Below are 17381 nucleotides of genomic sequence, written 5' to 3' on the forward strand. Positions count from 1 at the left end.
GCACGTCACCGCAAAGAGGGGCGGGTTTCCGGGGCTGGAACAACGCGTCCGAGAAGCTGGATGACGGTCTCTCCGGGCATCAAACCGGGCCGTTTTACGATAGAAACGGTTCTCACGGTGCGCTGGGAATCGACCGGAATCGCGCGGCTGGCGTGACCGGGCCGGAGGGTGTCGTCGATGGCGATTCGCCGCTGGCTGCCGTCCGCGAATGTGATTTCGATGCTTTGCAACGTCATCGACAGGCTGCCGGAGCGGACGGCGATTTCCGTGACGTGGCTCTGGCGGGCTGGGATTTGCAGGGTCACGTGCGTGGTCCGGTGATTGGCGCGGGCCATTCCGATGAGGTCTGGGGGGCGTGCAACGGAGTCGGAGGGCGCGGGCCGGTACGCCTGCGCCAGCACGGCGGGTGCGACACCCGCTTGAGCGAGCGCAACGCCGATCGCCGAGACAGCCGCAAAAGCGCATGCTGCTGTCGCTTTCACCTTAGTGCTGGCCCCAGATCTGCACGACGGCGGGGTGGCCATCAAGCGCGGACGTCAGTCCTTTGGAGAGGTCGAAGCGTGAGCGGTAGCGCGCTTCGATGGCTTTGATCGGTGCCGTGCCGCCCTTGAACTCCAAGGGGCCGTAGGGGCGGCCTGGATCAACGCGTTCATGCATCGTGAACACCTCGTCGGGACCGCTCACGTATTTGACGCGGATCTCCTTCAAGGTGATGGCGCGATCGATCGCCTCGATGCGAAGGCGCGCGAAACCGCCTTCGTTCTCGCCGACCCGGATCATGTCGCGATCGAAACCGGTGAATCCCGCCGTCTGCGCGCCGAGCAGTACCCAGCCCTGATGATAGTTGCGGCCTTCACCCGACGCGCCGAGCCAGCCAGTGGCGTACTCGCCGGTGACCTCGACACGCGCTTGTCCCTGAATGCCGGGATGCGCCCGATAGGTCATCTGGATCTCGCGGATGAAGCGATCCCCCTTGATGTCGAACCAGTTCGAGTAGGCGTTGGCCTTGATGTCGGCGTCGACCTCAAGATTCTGCTCGGTGCCGTCGATGAAAACGATGCGCAGGACGTTGACGTGCACATCGTTGCCGAGCACGCGCAGGCGGATGCGCTTGAATTTTCCGAGATCGCCGCCGACCTTTATCACGTCGCGGTCGATGCCAAAGCCGACGCTTTGGTGGCCGAACATAACGTCCTTGTCTGCTTCTGCGGATCCGGCGGGGAACGGATTGGATGGCGCAGGGTCCGGATGGGCTTCAGGCGGCTGTTCTTTCGCCTTGATGCCGAGTACGTCGACGACGACCTTGCCGGTCCCTGGCTTGTTCACAACGTTGACGGTGTCGATGTAGCGGCCGGCTGCGGCTTCCGGAATGGGGCGCGTGCGTTCGCCCTTGGACAAGGAAATTGCGCGCCGTTCATTGTGGACGCTGCCGTCGCTGTAGACGATCTGGACGCGATCGATATCGACGGGGCCATTTTTCGCGCGGATGCGGATTCCGCTGAACGCGCCTTCGGCGTCGCTCACGTCGATGGAAACCCCGCTACCGCTGCGATCGATGGTTTGCGTTCCGATGACGACGAACTTGTCCTCGGCGTTGGCGTACGACAGTGCGCTGGCCGCCATCAAGGCGATGCCTGCCACTCCCAGCCTGCCAAACATGATTTACTCCCCTATGCGGATGTGCGAAGCGCCCGGCGGGCGCCATGTCTTACTGCAGATGATATGGGAAAAGAAGACGGCGAACTTTAGCCGTGAACGGAACGAGGCGCTTTGGAAGGAGAGGCTGTCATGCGCAACGACAAAGCCGTTGCGGCCGCTATAGATGAGCTCAGAGACTTGTTCGGTGCGCGCGTGGAAACCGGAGAGGCGGTGCGCCAAGCCCACGCCAATACGCTCACCTGGCTTGCGACGGAACTGCCGGATGCCGTCGTGTGGCCGGTCACGACCGACGATGTCGTTCAGGTGGTGAGGACTGCGCAGCGCTACCGGGTTCCGTTGATCCCCTTTGGGGCCGGAACCTCGCTCGAAGGCCATGTGAATGCTCCATTCGGAGGCCTCTCGGTCGATCTCAGCCGCATGACGCAAATCCTGCGGGTTGGGACTGAGGATCTCGATTGCACCGTGGAACCCGGCGTAACGCGGCCAATGCTCAACGCGCATTTGCGGGATGTGGGGCTTTTCTTTTCGGTCGATCCCGGCGCAGGAGATGCAACTCTCGGCGGGATGGCTGCGACGCGCGCGTCCGGTACCAACGCGCGGCGCTACGGGACGATGCGTGAAAACGTGCTGTCGCTGAAGGCGGTGATGGCCAATGGCGAGGTCGTGACGACCGGAGGCCGCGCCCGAAAATCCGCAGCAGGCCTCGATCTGACGCGGCTGCTGGTGGGTTCGGAGGGTACGCTCGGGATCATCACCGAACTCACGCTGAAGCTTCACCCGATCCCGGCGCGCGTCCTCGCTGCGGCCTGTCCGTTCGGTTCGATCGAGGATGCCTGCAACGCGACGATCGAAGCGCACGCATCGGGGCTCGTTCTGGAGCGGGTCGAGCTTCTGGATGCGCTTCAAATCCGGGCTGTGAATTTCCATTCGAAACTCGCACTTGCCGAAACGCCTCACCTGTTCGTGGAGATCGCCGGTGGCGAGGCAGCAACCCAGGAGCAGCTCGAAGCCTTTCGAGAGATCGCGTTGCGAAACGGGGCGCTGGCTTTCGATTGGGCCGAGGACGAGCACGCGCGCCGCCAGCTTTGGAAGGCGCGGCACGATGCGTTCTGGGCCGTGCGGACGATGTGGCCGGGGAAGTCCGTCGTGGTCACGGACGTCTGCGTGCCGGTTTCTCAACTGGCCACGTGTGTGCTGGCGACACTCGCTGATATCGAGGAAGCCGGGATCCCGGCTCCCATCTTGGGACACGTGGGGGATGGCAATTTTCACGTCATCCCGGTTTTCGACCCGAATGACCCGCATGAAGTGGAAAGCGTGCGAAGCTTACAGGATCGTATAGTTGAGCGGGCCCTCAAACTGAGGGGGACGTGCAGCGGCGAACATGGGGTGGGTCAGGGGAAAATTCACTTTTTGAGCCAAGAGCTTGGGGAATCGGCCGTGAATGTCATGCGGGCGATAAAAACAGCCCTGGATCCATTTGGATTGCTCAATCCAGGAAAAATAAACTTACAAAAATGTGAAAATCCTATAATTGATAAATGATAACATTCATTATGCGCATCTTTAAGTTCATTCTTAGAGTTATATCCAGGCCTTAGAAGAAAAAATTAAGTACGTCATTCTCTAAATTTCGCAAGCGACTTGCTTTGCGTTTTAAATTCGGTTGAAATAGAAACTGCGAACGTGGCGCCGTCCCACCTATCCCCCCTAGGGGCGTCATAGTTCTTCAGCCCGCGACCCCTCCCCCCCGGTCGCGGGCTTCTCATTTTCAGGATCAATCATCGTCAGGACGAAGAGGCACGGCTCCATCCAGCGGCCTGCGCTTCGCTTTCGCTGCAGAACCAGCGTTCTCCTCGGGATGTGCGGAGGCGTACGCTGTCGTACGTCGGCGACCAGGGGAGAATGTAAGTGCGTGCACCTGACTGAATGCGGCCTTTGATCGGGCATCCCTCGGGCGCGCTCCTTTTTGCTTCTTCCCATCTTTTGTCGCGATAATCCTGCGGACGTTCGATGTCGCCGACCCAAAGTCCGACTTTCTCCGCTTGCGCGTCGGTTTCAACACCGGCGTACGTGCTCAGGAAGCCACCTTTCGCGAATACGTGCCCGCCTCTCACCAATTGCTCGGCAATATCTTTTCCAAGGGCATAGCAGCGGGCTCGCTTCTCGGTGTCGCTCTCATGAACGAGATCGCAGGATATTCGCCGCCCCCGTACGAGCTTTGCGAGGGCGTCCTTGGCCGCGGCGCCGCACGGCCATTTGCGCTCCTGGCGTTTGCACGATTGCCCGGCCTCTGGCGCCTCAATGCTATCGAGCGTGACGAGTGTGCCAGCAATTCGCAGCATGTCGCCCGATACGGCTGTCGCGCGGCCCTCGAGGTCTGCTTCAGTTTCACCCGTGTCAGCGGTGCGGGGAGCGGACGTGATGTGGGACGGAGCTGAACTCCAACTCGGCAGTCCAAGGTAAGCCACAGTAGAGACGACCGCGATGATTGCGACCAGGCCAAAGGCGCCGAGGCTTGCGGTCGTCGCGGAAATTCGCCCAGTTCCCGGAAGCTCAAAATCCGTTTCTCTCAGGCGGGCAAGCAAGCCGTCCCGGGTGTCGGGCCGACGCCGGCGATCCGGGTCGGTCAGATAGGCGAGGCCGACGAGCGTTGCCGCGCCGGCTGCAAGGATTGTCGCAACGGCGGCATCCGCGTCGAAACCAAAACCCCAAGCCCGGTATGCCGCTCCGAGAGCCGCAGTGCCGGCAACGATTTTCAGCGCCAAGCCAATTCTTGGCTGGCGGGCAAATTCCAAAACCGGCGCTAGTCTGGGAGCGAGGGGCGCACTAATGCGGCCTATCAAGGCATTTGCACCGGTCCATAGCGCATTTGCGGACCACGCGAGGGCCGTTCCGGCGCCGTGAGCCGCTTTGACTATCCAAGCGGCCAGGGCGCGCGCGGCAGTCTTCGAGAAATCCCAGGCTACTTTTGCGGAACTCGATGCCCCCGAGCCTGCTACGCGAACGCCGGCGACGCTGGCGTCAAAGCTGCGCTTTCCGGCATCTTTGACGTGTGCCGAAGCCGCGGCCTGGACATCCTTGAGCTTCTGCCGCCGCTGTTCACGGCGCACGAGGATAGTGGTGCGGACGTAGTCGCGCCATTCGAAGCCTTCATTGCGTTTTCGCCACCAGAACAAGTTCATTCCTCGTGTCGCGCCGTCCGTTCTGTTTTGAGGGGGCGGCCTACTTCAGCACTTATGGCTCCAGCGCCCGTCCGTCCCTTTGTCGCCGAATGATGGCATCGCTTTGGCCGGGCGAGACAAAATGTATGAAATCCTCAGCTTTGGCCCGATGGACTTCCCCGGAGGCCGGGACTAGATTTGGCCGATGGGAGCTGCCGGGCCACCTTAAGGAGGGTTTCATGCCACTGGTTCGAATGACTCTTGTGAAACAACTCGTCTCGGTTCTTGGGGCTGCGGCCCTGTTCGCAGCCGTGATTCCCGTTCATGCCGTAGCTGATGACGATGGTCCCGCGAGACCGCGCATCGATTGCTCAAAGCCCAAAAACAAGAACAAGCCCGCATGCAGGCCTGGCCACGTTTCCGACGACGCAATCATCAATGGCGCTTACTGGCTCGCGCATGCCGGCAAGTTTTCCGATGCCCTGACGTTACTCGCCACCGTAAAGGACAAGGACAATCCGCGCGCGCTCAATGCGAGGGGGTTTGCAACGCGGAAGCTCGGCAATGTGGAGGGGGCACTCCCCTACTACGCGCGTGCACTGGCGCTCAAACCCGACTATGTTCAGGCCCGCGAGTACATGGGCGAGGCCTTCCTGGCCAAGGGTGACCTCGTTCGCGCCCGTGAGCAGCTCGGCGAGATCGAGCAGCGGTGCGGAAAGAGCTGTGTATCGTTCGCGAACCTCGAACGGGAGATCGAAGCGTTCGAGGCGAAGGGCGCGGTTCCAGGTTGAGCGGGACATCCGCATCGAAGAGTTGACGCTGGGGCGGCGCACGCGCCGCTCCTCATTTTTGAAGAGGACCGTGATTTGCGTTTCGGCGGTCATGGTCAAAGGGGAGCACTGATGACGAATTTCTTGTCCAGATCCGCGGGATTGGTTCTTGCATCGGGTCTTGCGGCTATGCTCGCAGGCGCACCGCTCCATGCGGACGGACGCATCTCGAAGGATACGGGACCGGCGAGCGCGGCCTGTGATGCCCAGTCCAAGGGCAGCGCGGCTTGGACGGCGTGCGTCGGACAAGCCAGTCATGCGATGGCGGATGAGCAGCTTTTCTATGCGGGGTATTGGCTGGCCAAGAGCGGTCAGTATCAGCAGGCGCTGGGGTATCTGACGCTCGCCGAAAAGAAGGACGAGCGGGTTCTCACCTATATCGGCTATGCCACCCGCAAGCTCGGACATGTCGAAGAGGCGCTTCCTTACTATCGCCAGGCGCTCGACGTGAATCCGAATTACGTCGTGGCGCGCGCGTATCTCGGTGAAGCCTTCTTGAGCAAAGGCGAGCTCGAGAAGGCTCGCGGGGAGCTGGCTGAGATCGAGCGGCGCTGCGGTGCGACCTGTCCGTCGTATGTGGATCTCAAGGGCCACATCCAGGACTACGACGCCGCCAAGGGCTGAGGCGCGTTACGTCGTTGCGCGCAAGATTCGTTGGCCGGGCTTTGTCCCGGCCAATTTTTTTGTGCTTCGGACTAGTTGGTTGCGGGTGTGCGCGGGACCGGGTTGGTCCAGAGGCGGACGACGCCGTCTGCGCCGGCCGAGGCAAGGCGCTCGCCGTCCGGCGAGTAGCTCGCGGCGTTCACTGCGCCGGTATGGCCCGTGATCGTGCGCAGCGTGCGGCCGCGCTGGACGTCCCAAATTCGAAGCTGGCCGTCGGTGCCGCTCGAGGCCAACGTCTTGCTGTCGGGTGAGAATGACAAGCTGCCGACGCGGCCGCGATGGCCGTAAAGGCGTCGCAGCAGCCTGCCGGATCCGGTGGACCAGACCCGGATATTGCCGTCGAGGCTGGCCGACGCGAGCAGCTTGCCATCGGGTGAAAAGGAGAGTGCCGAGATAAAGTCCTTGTGGCCCCGATAGATGCGGATGCGATCGAGGGTGTCGAGGTTCCAGAGCTTCACGGTCTTGTCCGCACCGCCGGATGCAAGCCGGGGGCCTTTGTCGGTCGTCACATACGCGACCGCCTGAGCCGCGTCGTCATGGGCGTCGATCACCTGAATGGGACCGGACGGTGTCCCCGTGTCCCAGAGGGCGACCTTCCAATCCTGGCTCGAAGCGGCGAAGCGATCGGCGCGGCCAGCGAACACCAGCGACCCGACCTCCGCATCATTGCGTTTGAAGGCGGCAATCTTCTCGGCTCGCTGCCAGTCCCAGAGGACAATATCGCCTGTCGCGTGGCCGGTCAGCGCGTTCGTCCCAAACAGCGCAAGCGCGGTCGCGGGCCCGTTGTCCAGCTCGATGGTGCGGGCAAGCGTGTTGGATCCGGTGTTCCAGATTTTCAGGCGCGCATCGGCGCCAACCGTGGCGATGGACGTGCCGTCATTCGAGAAGGCGACGGCGGTGACCGAGCCGACATGGCCAGACAGCTCGGCAATCGGCCGGATAACCGGGACCTCCTGCAGCGATGCCGTGCGGATGTTCGACGACGTGCTCGCCGAAGTTTCGCCGCTGCCGCGACTTTCGAATTGCGGGAAGCGTTCCTGCATGGCGACGGCACCGCTGGCGACTCCGACGCCAACTAGGAGCTTGAACAGTATGGGGCGCCAGCCGATGCCGTGCCGCGAACGGATCGGGCGCGGGCGTGCGGCAGACTTTTTCTTCTCTTTCGCTTCTGCCTTCTTGGGCTCTTTGACGACCAACTCTTTGCCCGGCTCCTTCTTGCGGAGGACGCGCGGAAGCTTGATCGGCTCGGGCGGAGTGCTCAGCTTTTGGGTGCCGGGAAGAGGCTTTGCGGCTGCCGGAGGTGCAGCGGCTGCGGGCTCGGCTTTTTTGGCCTCTGCTTTGGGCTTGGCGGGCTCAGGCTTCTTCTTGAGGCCGTCCAGGAAATCGAGCATGCCGCCTTTCGGGCCCGGAGCGTCGGGTGGCGGCGGCACTGAAGATGCGGGCTCCTGCTTCTTCGCAACAGGAGGAACCTCGGCAGCTTCAGGTGTGGTCTCGGCAACCGGCTTGCGCGGTGTCTTCGCGAACCATCCGGGTTTTGCAGGATCGGGAGCCAGCAGAGCGCCGCGCCAAGCGGCGATGGATTGGGGTCGCGCATCGGTCTGTAGCGTCAACGCATGGTCGATGGCGGCAAGGAAGCCTGAGCGATAGGCCGAGAGGGCTGCGTCGCGGGCAGGAATCAATTCGTCCTTGACCATTCGCGACGGGCTGTCGGCGGGGCGCTTACCTGTGACGGCATGATACAGCGTGGCGGCAAGCGCATAGATGTCGGTCCACGGCCCCTGCTGACGGCTGGTCTCCGCATACTGCTCGTAGGGCGAGTAGCCGGGTTTGACGAGGGCTGACACGGTCTTGGAATGAGCCAGGATTTCTCCGCGCGCCGAGCCGAAGTCGATCAGAACGGGCGTGCCATCCTTGCGGATGATGATGTTGTCCGGTGCGATGTCGCGGTGGAGAAAGTCCTGCTTGTGGATCAGATCGAGCGCATCGAGCAGGGGCGTCACGATGGCGTCGAGTTCCTTCTGACGCGGCGCGCGGCCAAGCCCCTTGAGCCATGATTTCAGGCTCTGCCCCTCCTCGAAATGGAGGACCATGTAGGCGGTATTATTGGCTTTGAAGTAGCGGTAGACGCGGACGATATTGGGGTGCGAGAACTTCGCAAGGGTCTGCGCTTCCTCGATAAAGCGATCCAGACCCCAGCGGTAGTCGCTGGCGCAATCCTGAGACCGGGGTGCGGCGTCCGACGTAGAAGTGCGGGCCGCGAAATCTGAGGGGAAATATTCCTTTATCGTGACGTTGCGGTCGAGCGCGACTTCCTCGGCGAGATAGGTGATCCCGAAACCGCCCGCGCCGAGCACGCGCTCAATTCGGTAGTCACCGACGAGCTCTGTGCCATTCTTTAGCGCAATCAAGTTCGTCATCGACTCTCGGGCTCTGGGCTCGCTCGGACGGCGTGGCTTTGTCGTGCGGTGCTCCGGATGCACTCTTCGGGTGCAAATCACCTCCACTGCCTCTTGTGAAGCAGGAATGTGGCGGAGGCGTGCGCTTCGTGGTCAAAGTTGCTGCAAAACGCCATGGTGTCGCCGTGCGGCCATGTTGCTGCCGCAGAACGCAACGAACACTACGGCAGATTCGAGCCTGAGCATATCTCATGCAACTTTCCACACAGAATCCGCCCCGGCAGCCATCGGTCCGAGAGCCGATGATCCCGCCCTTCGCTGCCGGATTTGTCTTTGCTGTGTTTGCTACCGTTACGACGGCATCGGTTGCTGCCGTACCGGTCGGTGACGGCGTTGTCGTCGGCGTGCCCCAGGGACAATTCTGGTGGACAGGCTTCACGGATTGGATCGCTGCGAGCTACGCGCGTGCACCTGCTCTCGTGCTTGGCCTGGTCGTTCTTCTGGCCGTGCCGCCTTTGGCGTTTCTGGGTGTTTTGGCGCGGCGGCGCGAGGCAAAGACCATAGCCGTGTCGGAAGCGCAGACGCAGCTCAGGCGCGTGGTGCGCCAACCCGCTGTAGAACCGCGCGATGGCGTCAAGACGGGGCACATTCCTTTGCGTCCGCAGGACGCCTGGATCGAGGTCGTGAGCTTGGGCGACGGGCCTCCCTCGTCGCAGGACCGGCGCTACAGCCTTGGGCGAACGTTACTGAGAATCGGTCGAGAGACGGACAACGACGTGTGCCTCGAGGACATGACCGTGCACCGTTATCACGCGGCCATTCATCGAACGGAGGATGCCGAATTCGTGGTGACGGACCTTTCCAGCTCTGGCGGAAACGGCGTTGTGGTGAACGGGCGGGCAGTCGCGGAGGCCCGGTTGTCGAGCGGTGACGTGATCGAGCTTGGGAATGCGCAAATCAAATTCACAACGGCGTCGCGTGGCTGAGCGGGTAGAGGTCTTGAAGCGGCAAGCTTCAACCGGAGGAACTCCGGACAATCACAAAGGAGGACGAAGCATGTCAGGGAGCGCGAGTGGACAGGGGCAACGGTCAGGGTTTCTCGGGTCGCTGAAGGATGCGCTCGTTGCGGCGAGCCGCGAGGATACAGGGCGCCAAGACGCACAGCAGCGGGCGGCTTCGCCGAGCGAGGGTGTCGTTGCGGTGCCTGCGCCGGAGGCCTCGGCCGTTCAGCTGCCCGCGCCACGCGCCGAGGTGGTTTCGCCGAGTGCTGCGGAAGCGGCGCGTGAAGCTCGCGCGCCGCGCGTGACCGAGAACCGGCATGTCGAGACTGATGCTCCTCCAACGACGCGTGTCGTCCGCGCTGCGGCGAAGCCGACGGAGTCCGGGTCACGCACGACTCTTGTGCGCGGTAAGATGCAAGTGACGCGGGGCACTTTCGATCAAGATCCGGTCGTGGGTTGGCTGGTGGTCGTCGGCGGGCCAGGGATCGGTCAGTTCCGGCCCATCTTCGAGGGAAACAACCCGATGGGACGGGCGGCAAGCAACCGCATACCGATCGACTTCGGCGACGATGCCATCTCCGCGGAAGAGCAGGCCTATATCCGCTACGACTCGGCAGAGCGTTCGTTTCTTTTCGTACCAAACCTTGCTAAGACCAACGTCGTCTCCTTAAATGAGAAGCGACCGACGGGTGCCGTCGAGCTGACCCAGATGGACGTGATCACCATGGGTCGAACGCAACTTGTATTCGTGCCGTTTTGCGGTCCCGATTTCGACTGGGCGGCGTTGCAGGAACAGAACTAATAGAACGTATGCAATCTTTCGAGCACGCCAGCCGCGCCACCAAGGGTGCCCGCAACTACCAGGAAGATACCGCTCTTTTCTGGAGCGGGTCGCAGGCGCCTATTCCCGAAGCCGCGGCAAGCAACGAGAATGGAATCGTTGCTGTGCTGGCAGATGGTATGGGCGGACACGCGGGCGGCGCGCTCGCGAGCCGAATGGCTTGCGAGAGCTTCATCAAGAAGTACGCGAGCGAGGAAGGCCCAAACCGCGCGCGTCTCATTGAGGCGCTGGACGCGGCCAATCAGGCCATAGCAGAAACCGTCGACGCCAATCCCATGCTTGCCGGCATGGGATCGACGCTCGTCGGCGTGACGTTTGGAGCGGACGGTATCGAGTGGGTTAGTGTCGGTGACAGTCCGCTCATGCTTTACCGGCGCGGCGAAATTGCTCTCCTCAACGAGGATCACTCGTTGGCACCCGAGCTCGACAGGCTGGCTGCGGCCGGGGCGATCTCCGAGGAGGAGGCGCGGCGGGATCCGCGGAGGCATATGCTGCGATCTGCGGTGACCGGAGACGAGATCGATCTCATCGATCTTTCGAACCGCCCGCTCAAGGTCGAGCCCGGCGACTATATCATTCTGGCGAGCGACGGCTTGCAGACGCTGGAAGCGGCGGAGATCGAGCGCATCGTGGCTGCGTATGCGGAAGACGGTGCTGTCGCGGTTGCGAATGCCCTGATCCGCGCTGTGGAGGCGATTAAGGATCCGCACCAGGACAACGCCACGGTGATCGCCGTGCGTCTTGTTCCACAATCCGCACGCTTCAGCGAGGCCATGGGCGGGTGAGGTTCGGATCCTCCTCTCGCATAAGGTCCGAACAAGGTATCAGCAACAGAGTGGTTCTCCTGGCAGACGAATCTGCCTTCGGAGACTTCGACCGTGGTCTGGCCAACGCGCGTCCGGCATCGTGAACAGAAGCATGCCTTCGAGGAAGCCCTTGAGGAGGCGCGCCTTACGCCGGACGACGGGCTGGAGGGGTTCGTCGATGCCGCCATGTCAAATCCCATGGCCCAACCGGGTGTCGCCAGTCTCGGCGATATTTCGGTTGCGTCCGGTTACGTGGGCTCCGCTTCACTAGCGCGCGCTTATGAAGACGAAGAGGGGTTGGCTGACACGCGTCGTGTGGAGCGCCCTCAAGAAGCCGCCGCGAAACTCAAGGCCGCTTTGGCAGCGCGAGAGCACACGGCGCGGGAGCTCGCGCGGATGCGACGGCGCTTCGCAGCGGGCAATCATCCGGACCGGGTGCCGCAAGACTTGCGCGAGGAGGCGGTGACGGCGATGGCCGAGGTCAACGCGGCCATTGATCGGGCGTTGAAGCGCGGTGCAACGAAGTAGATCGAGGCCGGCCGCGACGAAGCTTGCGTGAGGCTTGCGGACGCGCTCAATTCAACAGTTCATTTTAATGCATAGCCGCCCGCGAAGGCATCGCCGCCTTCGATCACGTCTTCCCAGCGGAAAGCGGCGAGGAAATCCTCGCATCGCCCCATCACGCGGCTCGGATAGGCACGCATGTGTTCGACGCGGCCTTCGTTGAACCACACCGTTACGAACAGCGGTGGTTCGGTTTCAAAGCGCAACAAGTCTCCGACAAAGCGTCTGAAAGAGCGTGGTGGACAGTACTGCCAGGCCTGACGCAGGTTTTTGACCTGGATGTAGGTTGGCGGCCCCATGACAGAGGTGAGCTCGGTCTGATTCATGCCGGGCGTTACGAGGTCGATTGCGAAGATTTCTTGGCTCAGCGCATCGCGCGGCGCGTACGCTGCTGCAAACAGAGCCAGCGCAGCGCCGCAGCAATGGGACCACGCTCGTCTGCGGACATTCTTGCGCATTGCCACTCCCGCGTCTGCGCGGTGATCGGTTTCAAGCCGATACACGCGCAACTCATCTCCGCCATGTGCGTGCGTCCGAACGCAATGAGCTTGCGCCGGATCGAACCACTGCTGCTGCATTAGAGCGAGATGCGCTTATGCCAGGCTGATGCGCGTCCGAACCCGTCAGTGGACGATTCAATTCAAGTGTTTAGGACTCGGTTGGTGATCGCTTTTTGCAACACCACAATGCCGAATCGTTCCGGCAGAAGCGAAATCCTCAACAAATCGTTGATCGAAGTCGCGACGCACTGCATCCGGGTTGGGTGGGGTTGCGTGCGTGATTCGGGGGGTGCCGATGGCCGGGGGAACATCACATGATCGTCGTCGTGGACGAGCGGGCAACCGTAACGGAAGGGTATGCGTCCTGGTTCGGTAGAGAGGGAATTTCGGCGTGCGGGTTGGCGCCGGGAGAGTTCGAAAGCTGGGTGAGCGCGGTCTCGGAAACGGATATGCGGTCCGTCGAGGCTTTCCTCTTGGGTGATTGCGGGAATCGCTGCGCGCTCGCGAAGGTTATTCGGCGCCGTTCGGCCGTGGCTGCCGTTATCGCCATGAACGAGAACCGGTCTCTCGAAGAAACGCTCGATCTCTTCGCTGCCGGCGTGGACGATGTTGTCCGTAAGCCCATTCATGTCCGTGAGATCATTGCGCGCGTGAAGGCGATCCGCCGCCGTGCAAGTGGAGCTCCGGACTACTCCGACGTCGGCGAGATGCGCGTCTTCTTCGATGGCCGCGACCCCGAGGTCAAAGGCGAGGTTCTGCAACTGCCGCGGCGCGAGCGCCGCATTCTCGAGTATCTCGTCAGCAACCGCGGTTGCCGGATCAACAAAACGCAGATCTTCAACTCGGTGTATGGCCTCTTCAGTGAGGACATCGACGAGAACGTGGTTGAAAGCCACATCAGCAAGCTCAGGAAACGCCTTCGTCATCGGCTCGGCTACGATCCGATCGACTCGAAACGGTACCTCGGGTACCGGCTCGTCGTCGACGCAGCGGCTGAAAAACGGGGCGAAACTGAGGCGGCGTCCAGCTTCACGCAAGATGTACGTGGTCTACTCGATAGCTCAGAGCTATTCGCAAAGGACCCTGTGGGATGAGCATTTCCGGCATGATGCGGACGAGTGCGTCCGGTATGGCAGCGCAATCGAGCCGCCTGGGCACAGTGTCCGACAACATCGCCAATGCGAGCACCCACGGCTACAAACGCGCTTTTACGGAGTTCTCGACGGTCGTTCTCGAGTCCGGCAAGGGTGCGTACGTGCCGGGCAGTGTCGACACAACCGTTCGCTACGGCATCTCCCAGCAGGGCGGTTTCGACTACACGACGTCGCCGACCGACATCGCGATCGATGGCAACGGCTTCATTCTCGTCTCCGATAACTCCGGCGCGGCCTTTCTGACGCGCGCGGGCTCCTTCGTGAAGGTCGAGAATGGCGACCTTGTGAACGCGGCTGGGTACAAGCTGCTCGGCTATCCCATGAACGGCGGCACGGCAGCGGTTTCCGCGAACGGAACGACGGGTCTTGTGCCTGTCAACATCAGCGCTCTCGCGCTCCAGGCCACGCCATCCACGCAGGGTACGTTCAACGTCAACGTGCCGGTCGATGCTGAAGTCGAAGCTTCGACGCCGGGTACGGTCAATGATACAACTGCGGTTTACTCCGCCAAGACGTCACTTACTGCAGTCGACAACGTCGGTCGCGAAGTGACGTTCGACGTCTATTATACCAAGACGGGCGCCAACACGTGGGAAGTCGCGATTTTCGATCAATCGCAGCGCGATCCCACGACTAAGTCGTTTCCGTACGGCACGGCAGGCGATCCGCCGCTGGCCCTTGAGACGCTGTCGTTTGATCCGGCTACCGGCAAGCTCGACTTGGCACTGCCGAGTCCGACGTCGATCACGATCCCGGTTCCGAACGGACAGAATCTCGTTCTCGACGTTTCGAAGACGAGCGAGCTCAACGATGACTTCCTGCCTTCGGATACGACGATCAACGGCAACAAGCCGAGTTCTGTCGAGAATGTCGAGATCAACGGCGACGGTACCGTCTACGCCGTTTATGGCAATGGCGCGCGCGTTGGTGTGTTCCGGGTTCCGCTGGCAACTGTCCCGGCGCCCGACAATCTGACGCCCGGTCCTGGCAACGTCTACTCGGTTAGCGCGAATTCCGGCAATCTCCAGCTTGGTTTTCCCGGTACCGGAGGGTTCGGGGATATCAAGGCGAGCCAGCTCGAAAAGTCGACCGTGGATACGGCGTCTGAATTGACGACGATGATCGAGTCGCAGTTTGCGTTCACGGCCAATTCCAAAGTCTTCCAGACGGGCGGCGAGCTCATGGAGGTCCTCGTCAATCTCAAGCGGTAGCGCTTGAGATGAGGTAGGGGGGTGCACGCGCGATGAGCCTTTCGGCAACGCTTTCGAACGCGAGCTCGTCCCTCTATGTGGCCGGCGAACGGACTTCTGTCGTCTCGCGCAACATCGCGAACGCCGAGAAGGCCTACTACTCTCGCAAATCGGTCGAGGTCGTCACGATTCCGGGTTCCGGCGTTCGGACCTCCGGCGTCGTGCGCGCGGAAAGTCCGGTCCTGTTCCGTCAGGTCCTGTCGTCGAGCTCGTCAACCGCGACCTATCAAGCTCAAGTCGAAACGCTGGATTTTCTCGATTCGACGATCAACGATGTCGAGCTGGACGCCTCGCCGGCGGCGCTAATCAATAAATTCCTCAGCGCGCTTCAGAACTATTCGGCGCAACCGCAAAGCGAGCTTGCGTCGAAGGCGGCCGTGCGCTCCGCAGCCGACCTTGCGAACGGGTTGAACTCTGCAGCCTCGACGGTCCGCAAGGCTCGTACCGAAGCGGATTCCGGTGTTCAGGCTTCCGTCGATCGCGTCAACTCGCTGCTCGATCAGTTCCAGACGGTCAACGACTACATCGTCAAGGGTACGCTCTCCGGCAGCGATGTGACCGACTACATGGATCAGCGGGATGAGATTCTCGCTAACCTATCGAACGAAGTTGGCATCCGTACCGTATCGCGCGGCAACAACGATATGGCGGTCTACACGGACAGCGGTGTGACGCTATTCGATCGCGTGCCACGCAAGCTCGAGTTCGTTGGCTCGGGCAACATGACGCCAGGCCTGCCCGGTAACGCTGTCTATATCGACGGTGTGCCGGTGACGGGTGCGAACGCGACCATGCCGCTGCAGTCCGGACGTATTGTCGGGCTGGTGCAGGCGCGCGACGACATTTCGCTGTCGTATGAAGCGCAGATCGACGAGATGGCGCGTGTGCTGGTCACAGCATTCGCCGAAAGCGATCAGACGGGCGGCGGCGGTCCCGACGTGCCTGGCTTGTTCACCTATACCGGCGCATCCGGAATTCCTCCGGACGGCGTGCTCATCAGCGGACTCGCTTCGGCCCTTCGCGTCAATCCCAACGTGGACCCGGACAAAGGCGGAGTCGCGACGCGGCTCCGGGATGGCGGCATCTCCGATCCCTTGTCGCCCCAGTACGTTTACAATACCGATGGCTCGGCGAGCTATACGAACCGCATCGACGAACTCATCAACAAGATGGGGGCAAATTATACGTTCGATCCCGCAGCCAAGCTCACGAGCGATGCATCGCTGACCGACTATTCGGCGACTTCCGTCGGCTGGCTGGAAGAGCAGCGCAAGGTTGCCGACGACGGGCTCCAATACCAGAGTACGCTCTATCAGCGTTCGTTCGATTCCTTCACGCGCATCACGGGGGTCAATCTAGACGAAGAGCTTTCGCTCATGCTTGAGCTGGAGCGTTCGTTCCAGACATCGTCCAAGCTGATTTCTGTCGTCGACAGCATGTACAGCGCGCTTATCGGGGCCATCAGGTAAGACGCCATGAAAACAACGTCGATTTCAACATTCTCGCTTATCAATGCCACTCGGGAGACGCGCGTCAATCTGCAAGTGAAGCTTGCGGCAACGCAGAAGGAATCTACGACGGGGCGGCATGCAGATGTGGGCGTCACGCTTGGCTATCTCACGCAGCGGACGGTTTCGCTTCGGCAGGATCTCGAACGCCTCGATACCTTCAAGGATACCAACACCGTCGCGGCCTCTCGTTTGTCTATGTCGCAGGCCCAGCTCGATGGGCTTGCCGACGCAGCGCAAGGCTTTTTGACGACCCTTATGGCGGCTCGTTCGGCAAGCTCGAGTGCCGGCACAGCCGTTACGGATGCGAAAGCCAAGCTCACCTCGTTCACAGCGGCACTCAACACCACCGTCAACGGTGCGCACCTCTTTGCGGGCGTGAATACGGACGTCAAGCCCATCACAGATTACTTCGGAACGCCAACGTCCGCGGGCCGCCAGGCCGTAGAAGATGCCTTTACCACCGAGTTCGGAATGCCGCAGTCAACCGCCGGTGTCGAGAATATCACTGGCGCACAGATGGATGCGTTCCTGGATGGCGCGTTTGCCAATTTGTTCGGCACCGCTGATTGGACGACGACCTGGTCATCGGCTTCGGATCAGAACATCACCAGCCGCATTACGACCAACGAGCGCATCGAGACTTCAGCGAACGCCAACGACAAGGCATTCCGCGGTTTGGCTCAGGCCTACACGATGATTGCCGATCTTGGGATCCAGAATCTCAGTCCGGATGCGTATCAATCGGTGATCAACAAAGCCATCGACGTCGTCGGCCAGTCCATTTCCGACTTGACCGCGCTGCGCGCGGCTCTCGGCACGTCGCAAGAGCGCATCAAGGATGCGGACAGCCGTATCGATATTCAGATGACGCTCATAACAGAACACATCGGGACCTTGGAAGGCGTCGATCCCTATGAGGCGCAGGTAAGGGTCAACGAGCTTTTGAAGCAGGTAGAAACCGCCTACGCGCTTACAGCGCGAATGACCAATCTAAGTCTGCTCAAGTACATTTAGAATGCGAGAAAGCGCCGGAAATCTGGGA

Annotated in this window: 16 protein-coding genes; 11 read left to right on the top strand and 5 right to left on the bottom strand. The window is 61.4% G+C overall.

All coding sequences use genetic code 11. From position 1 onward, the window contains the following. Positions 1 to 5: 5 nt before the first annotated feature. Together VHO05_RS10750 and VHO05_RS10755 are read right to left on the bottom strand one after the other, a co-directional pair. Positions 6 to 482, bottom strand: coding sequence for a hypothetical protein (locus tag VHO05_RS10750; RefSeq protein ID WP_329646578.1), 477 nt, complete (start codon positions 480 to 482; stop codon positions 6 to 8). Position 483: 1 nt separating this feature from the next. Then, positions 484 to 1659: a DUF2541 domain-containing protein gene (locus tag VHO05_RS10755; RefSeq protein WP_329646579.1), complete on the bottom strand. Its 1176-nt coding sequence runs from the start codon at positions 1657 to 1659 to the stop codon at positions 484 to 486. A 129-nt stretch (positions 1660 to 1788) separates the two neighbouring features. Here VHO05_RS10755 and VHO05_RS10760 point away from each other — a divergent pair, with 129 nt between their 5' ends. Next, complete coding sequence (locus tag VHO05_RS10760) at positions 1789 to 3204, top strand: FAD-binding oxidoreductase (protein WP_329646580.1); 1416 nt, start codon at positions 1789 to 1791, stop codon at positions 3202 to 3204. Positions 3205 to 3446: 242 nt separating this feature from the next. On the opposite strand, the gene VHO05_RS10765 is transcribed toward VHO05_RS10760, so the two are convergent. Then, positions 3447 to 4844 (bottom strand): thermonuclease family protein, encoded by a 1398-nt coding sequence (locus VHO05_RS10765; protein WP_329646581.1) that lies wholly within the window; start codon positions 4842 to 4844, stop codon positions 3447 to 3449. Positions 4845 to 5062: 218 nt separating this feature from the next. On the opposite strand from VHO05_RS10765, the gene VHO05_RS10770 reads away from it, so the two are divergent. Then, entirely contained in the window at positions 5063 to 5614 is a 552-nt protein-coding gene (locus VHO05_RS10770) for a tetratricopeptide repeat protein (protein WP_329646582.1), read from the top strand. A gap of 111 nt (positions 5615 to 5725) precedes the next feature. Continuing rightward, positions 5726 to 6277, top strand: coding sequence for a tetratricopeptide repeat protein (locus tag VHO05_RS10775; RefSeq protein ID WP_329646583.1), 552 nt, complete (start codon positions 5726 to 5728; stop codon positions 6275 to 6277). Positions 6278 to 6348: 71 nt separating this feature from the next. Here the strand turns inward: VHO05_RS10775 and VHO05_RS10780 are convergent, their stop codons facing one another. Next, complete coding sequence (locus VHO05_RS10780) at positions 6349 to 8733, bottom strand: serine/threonine-protein kinase (RefSeq protein WP_329646584.1); 2385 nt, start codon at positions 8731 to 8733, stop codon at positions 6349 to 6351. A 230-nt stretch (positions 8734 to 8963) separates the two neighbouring features. On the opposite strand from VHO05_RS10780, the gene VHO05_RS10785 reads away from it, so the two are divergent. The 4 genes from VHO05_RS10785 to VHO05_RS10800 all read left to right on the top strand — a co-directional run bounded on the left by VHO05_RS10785 (position 8964) and on the right by VHO05_RS10800 (position 11888). Next, a complete protein-coding gene (locus VHO05_RS10785; protein ID WP_329646585.1) occupies positions 8964 to 9698 on the top strand; it encodes an FHA domain-containing protein in 735 nt (244 codons plus the stop codon). Positions 9699 to 9768: 70 nt separating this feature from the next. Beyond that, positions 9769 to 10515: an FHA domain-containing protein gene (locus VHO05_RS10790; RefSeq protein WP_329646586.1), complete on the top strand. Its 747-nt coding sequence runs from the start codon at positions 9769 to 9771 to the stop codon at positions 10513 to 10515. Between the two features lie 8 nt (positions 10516 to 10523). Then, positions 10524 to 11339, top strand: coding sequence for a PP2C family protein-serine/threonine phosphatase (locus tag VHO05_RS10795; protein WP_329646587.1), 816 nt, complete (start codon positions 10524 to 10526; stop codon positions 11337 to 11339). A gap of 93 nt (positions 11340 to 11432) precedes the next feature. After that, a complete protein-coding gene (locus VHO05_RS10800; protein WP_329646588.1) occupies positions 11433 to 11888 on the top strand; it encodes a hypothetical protein in 456 nt (151 codons plus the stop codon). A 59-nt stretch (positions 11889 to 11947) separates the two neighbouring features. Here VHO05_RS10800 and VHO05_RS10805 read toward each other — a convergent pair whose 3' ends face one another. Further along, positions 11948 to 12382 (bottom strand): hypothetical protein, encoded by a 435-nt coding sequence (locus tag VHO05_RS10805; RefSeq protein WP_329646589.1) that lies wholly within the window; start codon positions 12380 to 12382, stop codon positions 11948 to 11950. Between the two features lie 356 nt (positions 12383 to 12738). On the opposite strand from VHO05_RS10805, the gene VHO05_RS10810 reads away from it, so the two are divergent. From VHO05_RS10810 to VHO05_RS10825, 4 genes are read left to right on the top strand one after another with little or no spacing between them, the layout of a single operon-like run. Beyond that, on the top strand, positions 12739 to 13518 hold the full coding sequence (locus VHO05_RS10810; protein WP_329646590.1) for a response regulator transcription factor: 780 nt from the start codon (positions 12739 to 12741) through the stop codon (positions 13516 to 13518). Next, positions 13515 to 14789 carry a flagellar hook protein FlgE gene (locus tag VHO05_RS10815; RefSeq protein ID WP_329646591.1) on the top strand — a complete coding sequence of 425 codons (1275 nt, stop codon included), beginning with the start codon at positions 13515 to 13517 and terminating at the stop codon, positions 14787 to 14789. Before VHO05_RS10810 ends, VHO05_RS10815 begins: the two co-directional genes overlap by 4 nt. 32 nt (positions 14790 to 14821) lie before the next feature. Continuing rightward, a complete protein-coding gene (gene flgK / locus VHO05_RS10820) occupies positions 14822 to 16297 on the top strand; it encodes a flagellar hook-associated protein FlgK (protein ID WP_329646592.1) in 1476 nt (491 codons plus the stop codon). Between the two features lie 6 nt (positions 16298 to 16303). Further along, on the top strand, positions 16304 to 17353 hold the full coding sequence (locus VHO05_RS10825) for a flagellar hook-associated family protein (protein ID WP_329646593.1): 1050 nt from the start codon (positions 16304 to 16306) through the stop codon (positions 17351 to 17353). The last annotated feature ends 28 nt before the right edge of the window (positions 17354 to 17381 follow it).

The sequence above is a fragment of the Hyphomicrobium sp. genome, assembly GCF_036262015.1.
Classification (GTDB): Bacteria; Pseudomonadota; Alphaproteobacteria; order Rhizobiales; family Hyphomicrobiaceae; genus Hyphomicrobium_C.

Coding starts and splice junctions, on each gene's coding strand:
- VHO05_RS10790 (WP_329646586.1), top strand. CDS start 9,769: ATGTCAGGGAGCGCGAGTGGACAGGGGCAACGGTCAGGGTTTCTCGGG.
- VHO05_RS10825 (WP_329646593.1), top strand. CDS start 16,304: ATGAAAACAACGTCGATTTCAACATTCTCGCTTATCAATGCCACTCGG.
- VHO05_RS10780 (WP_329646584.1), bottom strand. CDS start 8,733: ATGACGAACTTGATTGCGCTAAAGAATGGCACAGAGCTCGTCGGTGAC.
- VHO05_RS10770 (WP_329646582.1), top strand. CDS start 5,063: ATGCCACTGGTTCGAATGACTCTTGTGAAACAACTCGTCTCGGTTCTT.
- VHO05_RS10785 (WP_329646585.1), top strand. CDS start 8,964: ATGCAACTTTCCACACAGAATCCGCCCCGGCAGCCATCGGTCCGAGAG.
- VHO05_RS10775 (WP_329646583.1), top strand. CDS start 5,726: ATGACGAATTTCTTGTCCAGATCCGCGGGATTGGTTCTTGCATCGGGT.
- VHO05_RS10805 (WP_329646589.1), bottom strand. CDS start 12,382: ATGCGCAAGAATGTCCGCAGACGAGCGTGGTCCCATTGCTGCGGCGCT.
- flgK (WP_329646592.1), top strand. CDS start 14,822: ATGAGCCTTTCGGCAACGCTTTCGAACGCGAGCTCGTCCCTCTATGTG.
- VHO05_RS10765 (WP_329646581.1), bottom strand. CDS start 4,844: ATGAACTTGTTCTGGTGGCGAAAACGCAATGAAGGCTTCGAATGGCGC.
- VHO05_RS10755 (WP_329646579.1), bottom strand. CDS start 1,659: ATGTTTGGCAGGCTGGGAGTGGCAGGCATCGCCTTGATGGCGGCCAGC.
- VHO05_RS10760 (WP_329646580.1), top strand. CDS start 1,789: ATGCGCAACGACAAAGCCGTTGCGGCCGCTATAGATGAGCTCAGAGAC.
- VHO05_RS10795 (WP_329646587.1), top strand. CDS start 10,524: ATGCAATCTTTCGAGCACGCCAGCCGCGCCACCAAGGGTGCCCGCAAC.
- VHO05_RS10815 (WP_329646591.1), top strand. CDS start 13,515: ATGAGCATTTCCGGCATGATGCGGACGAGTGCGTCCGGTATGGCAGCG.
- VHO05_RS10810 (WP_329646590.1), top strand. CDS start 12,739: ATGATCGTCGTCGTGGACGAGCGGGCAACCGTAACGGAAGGGTATGCG.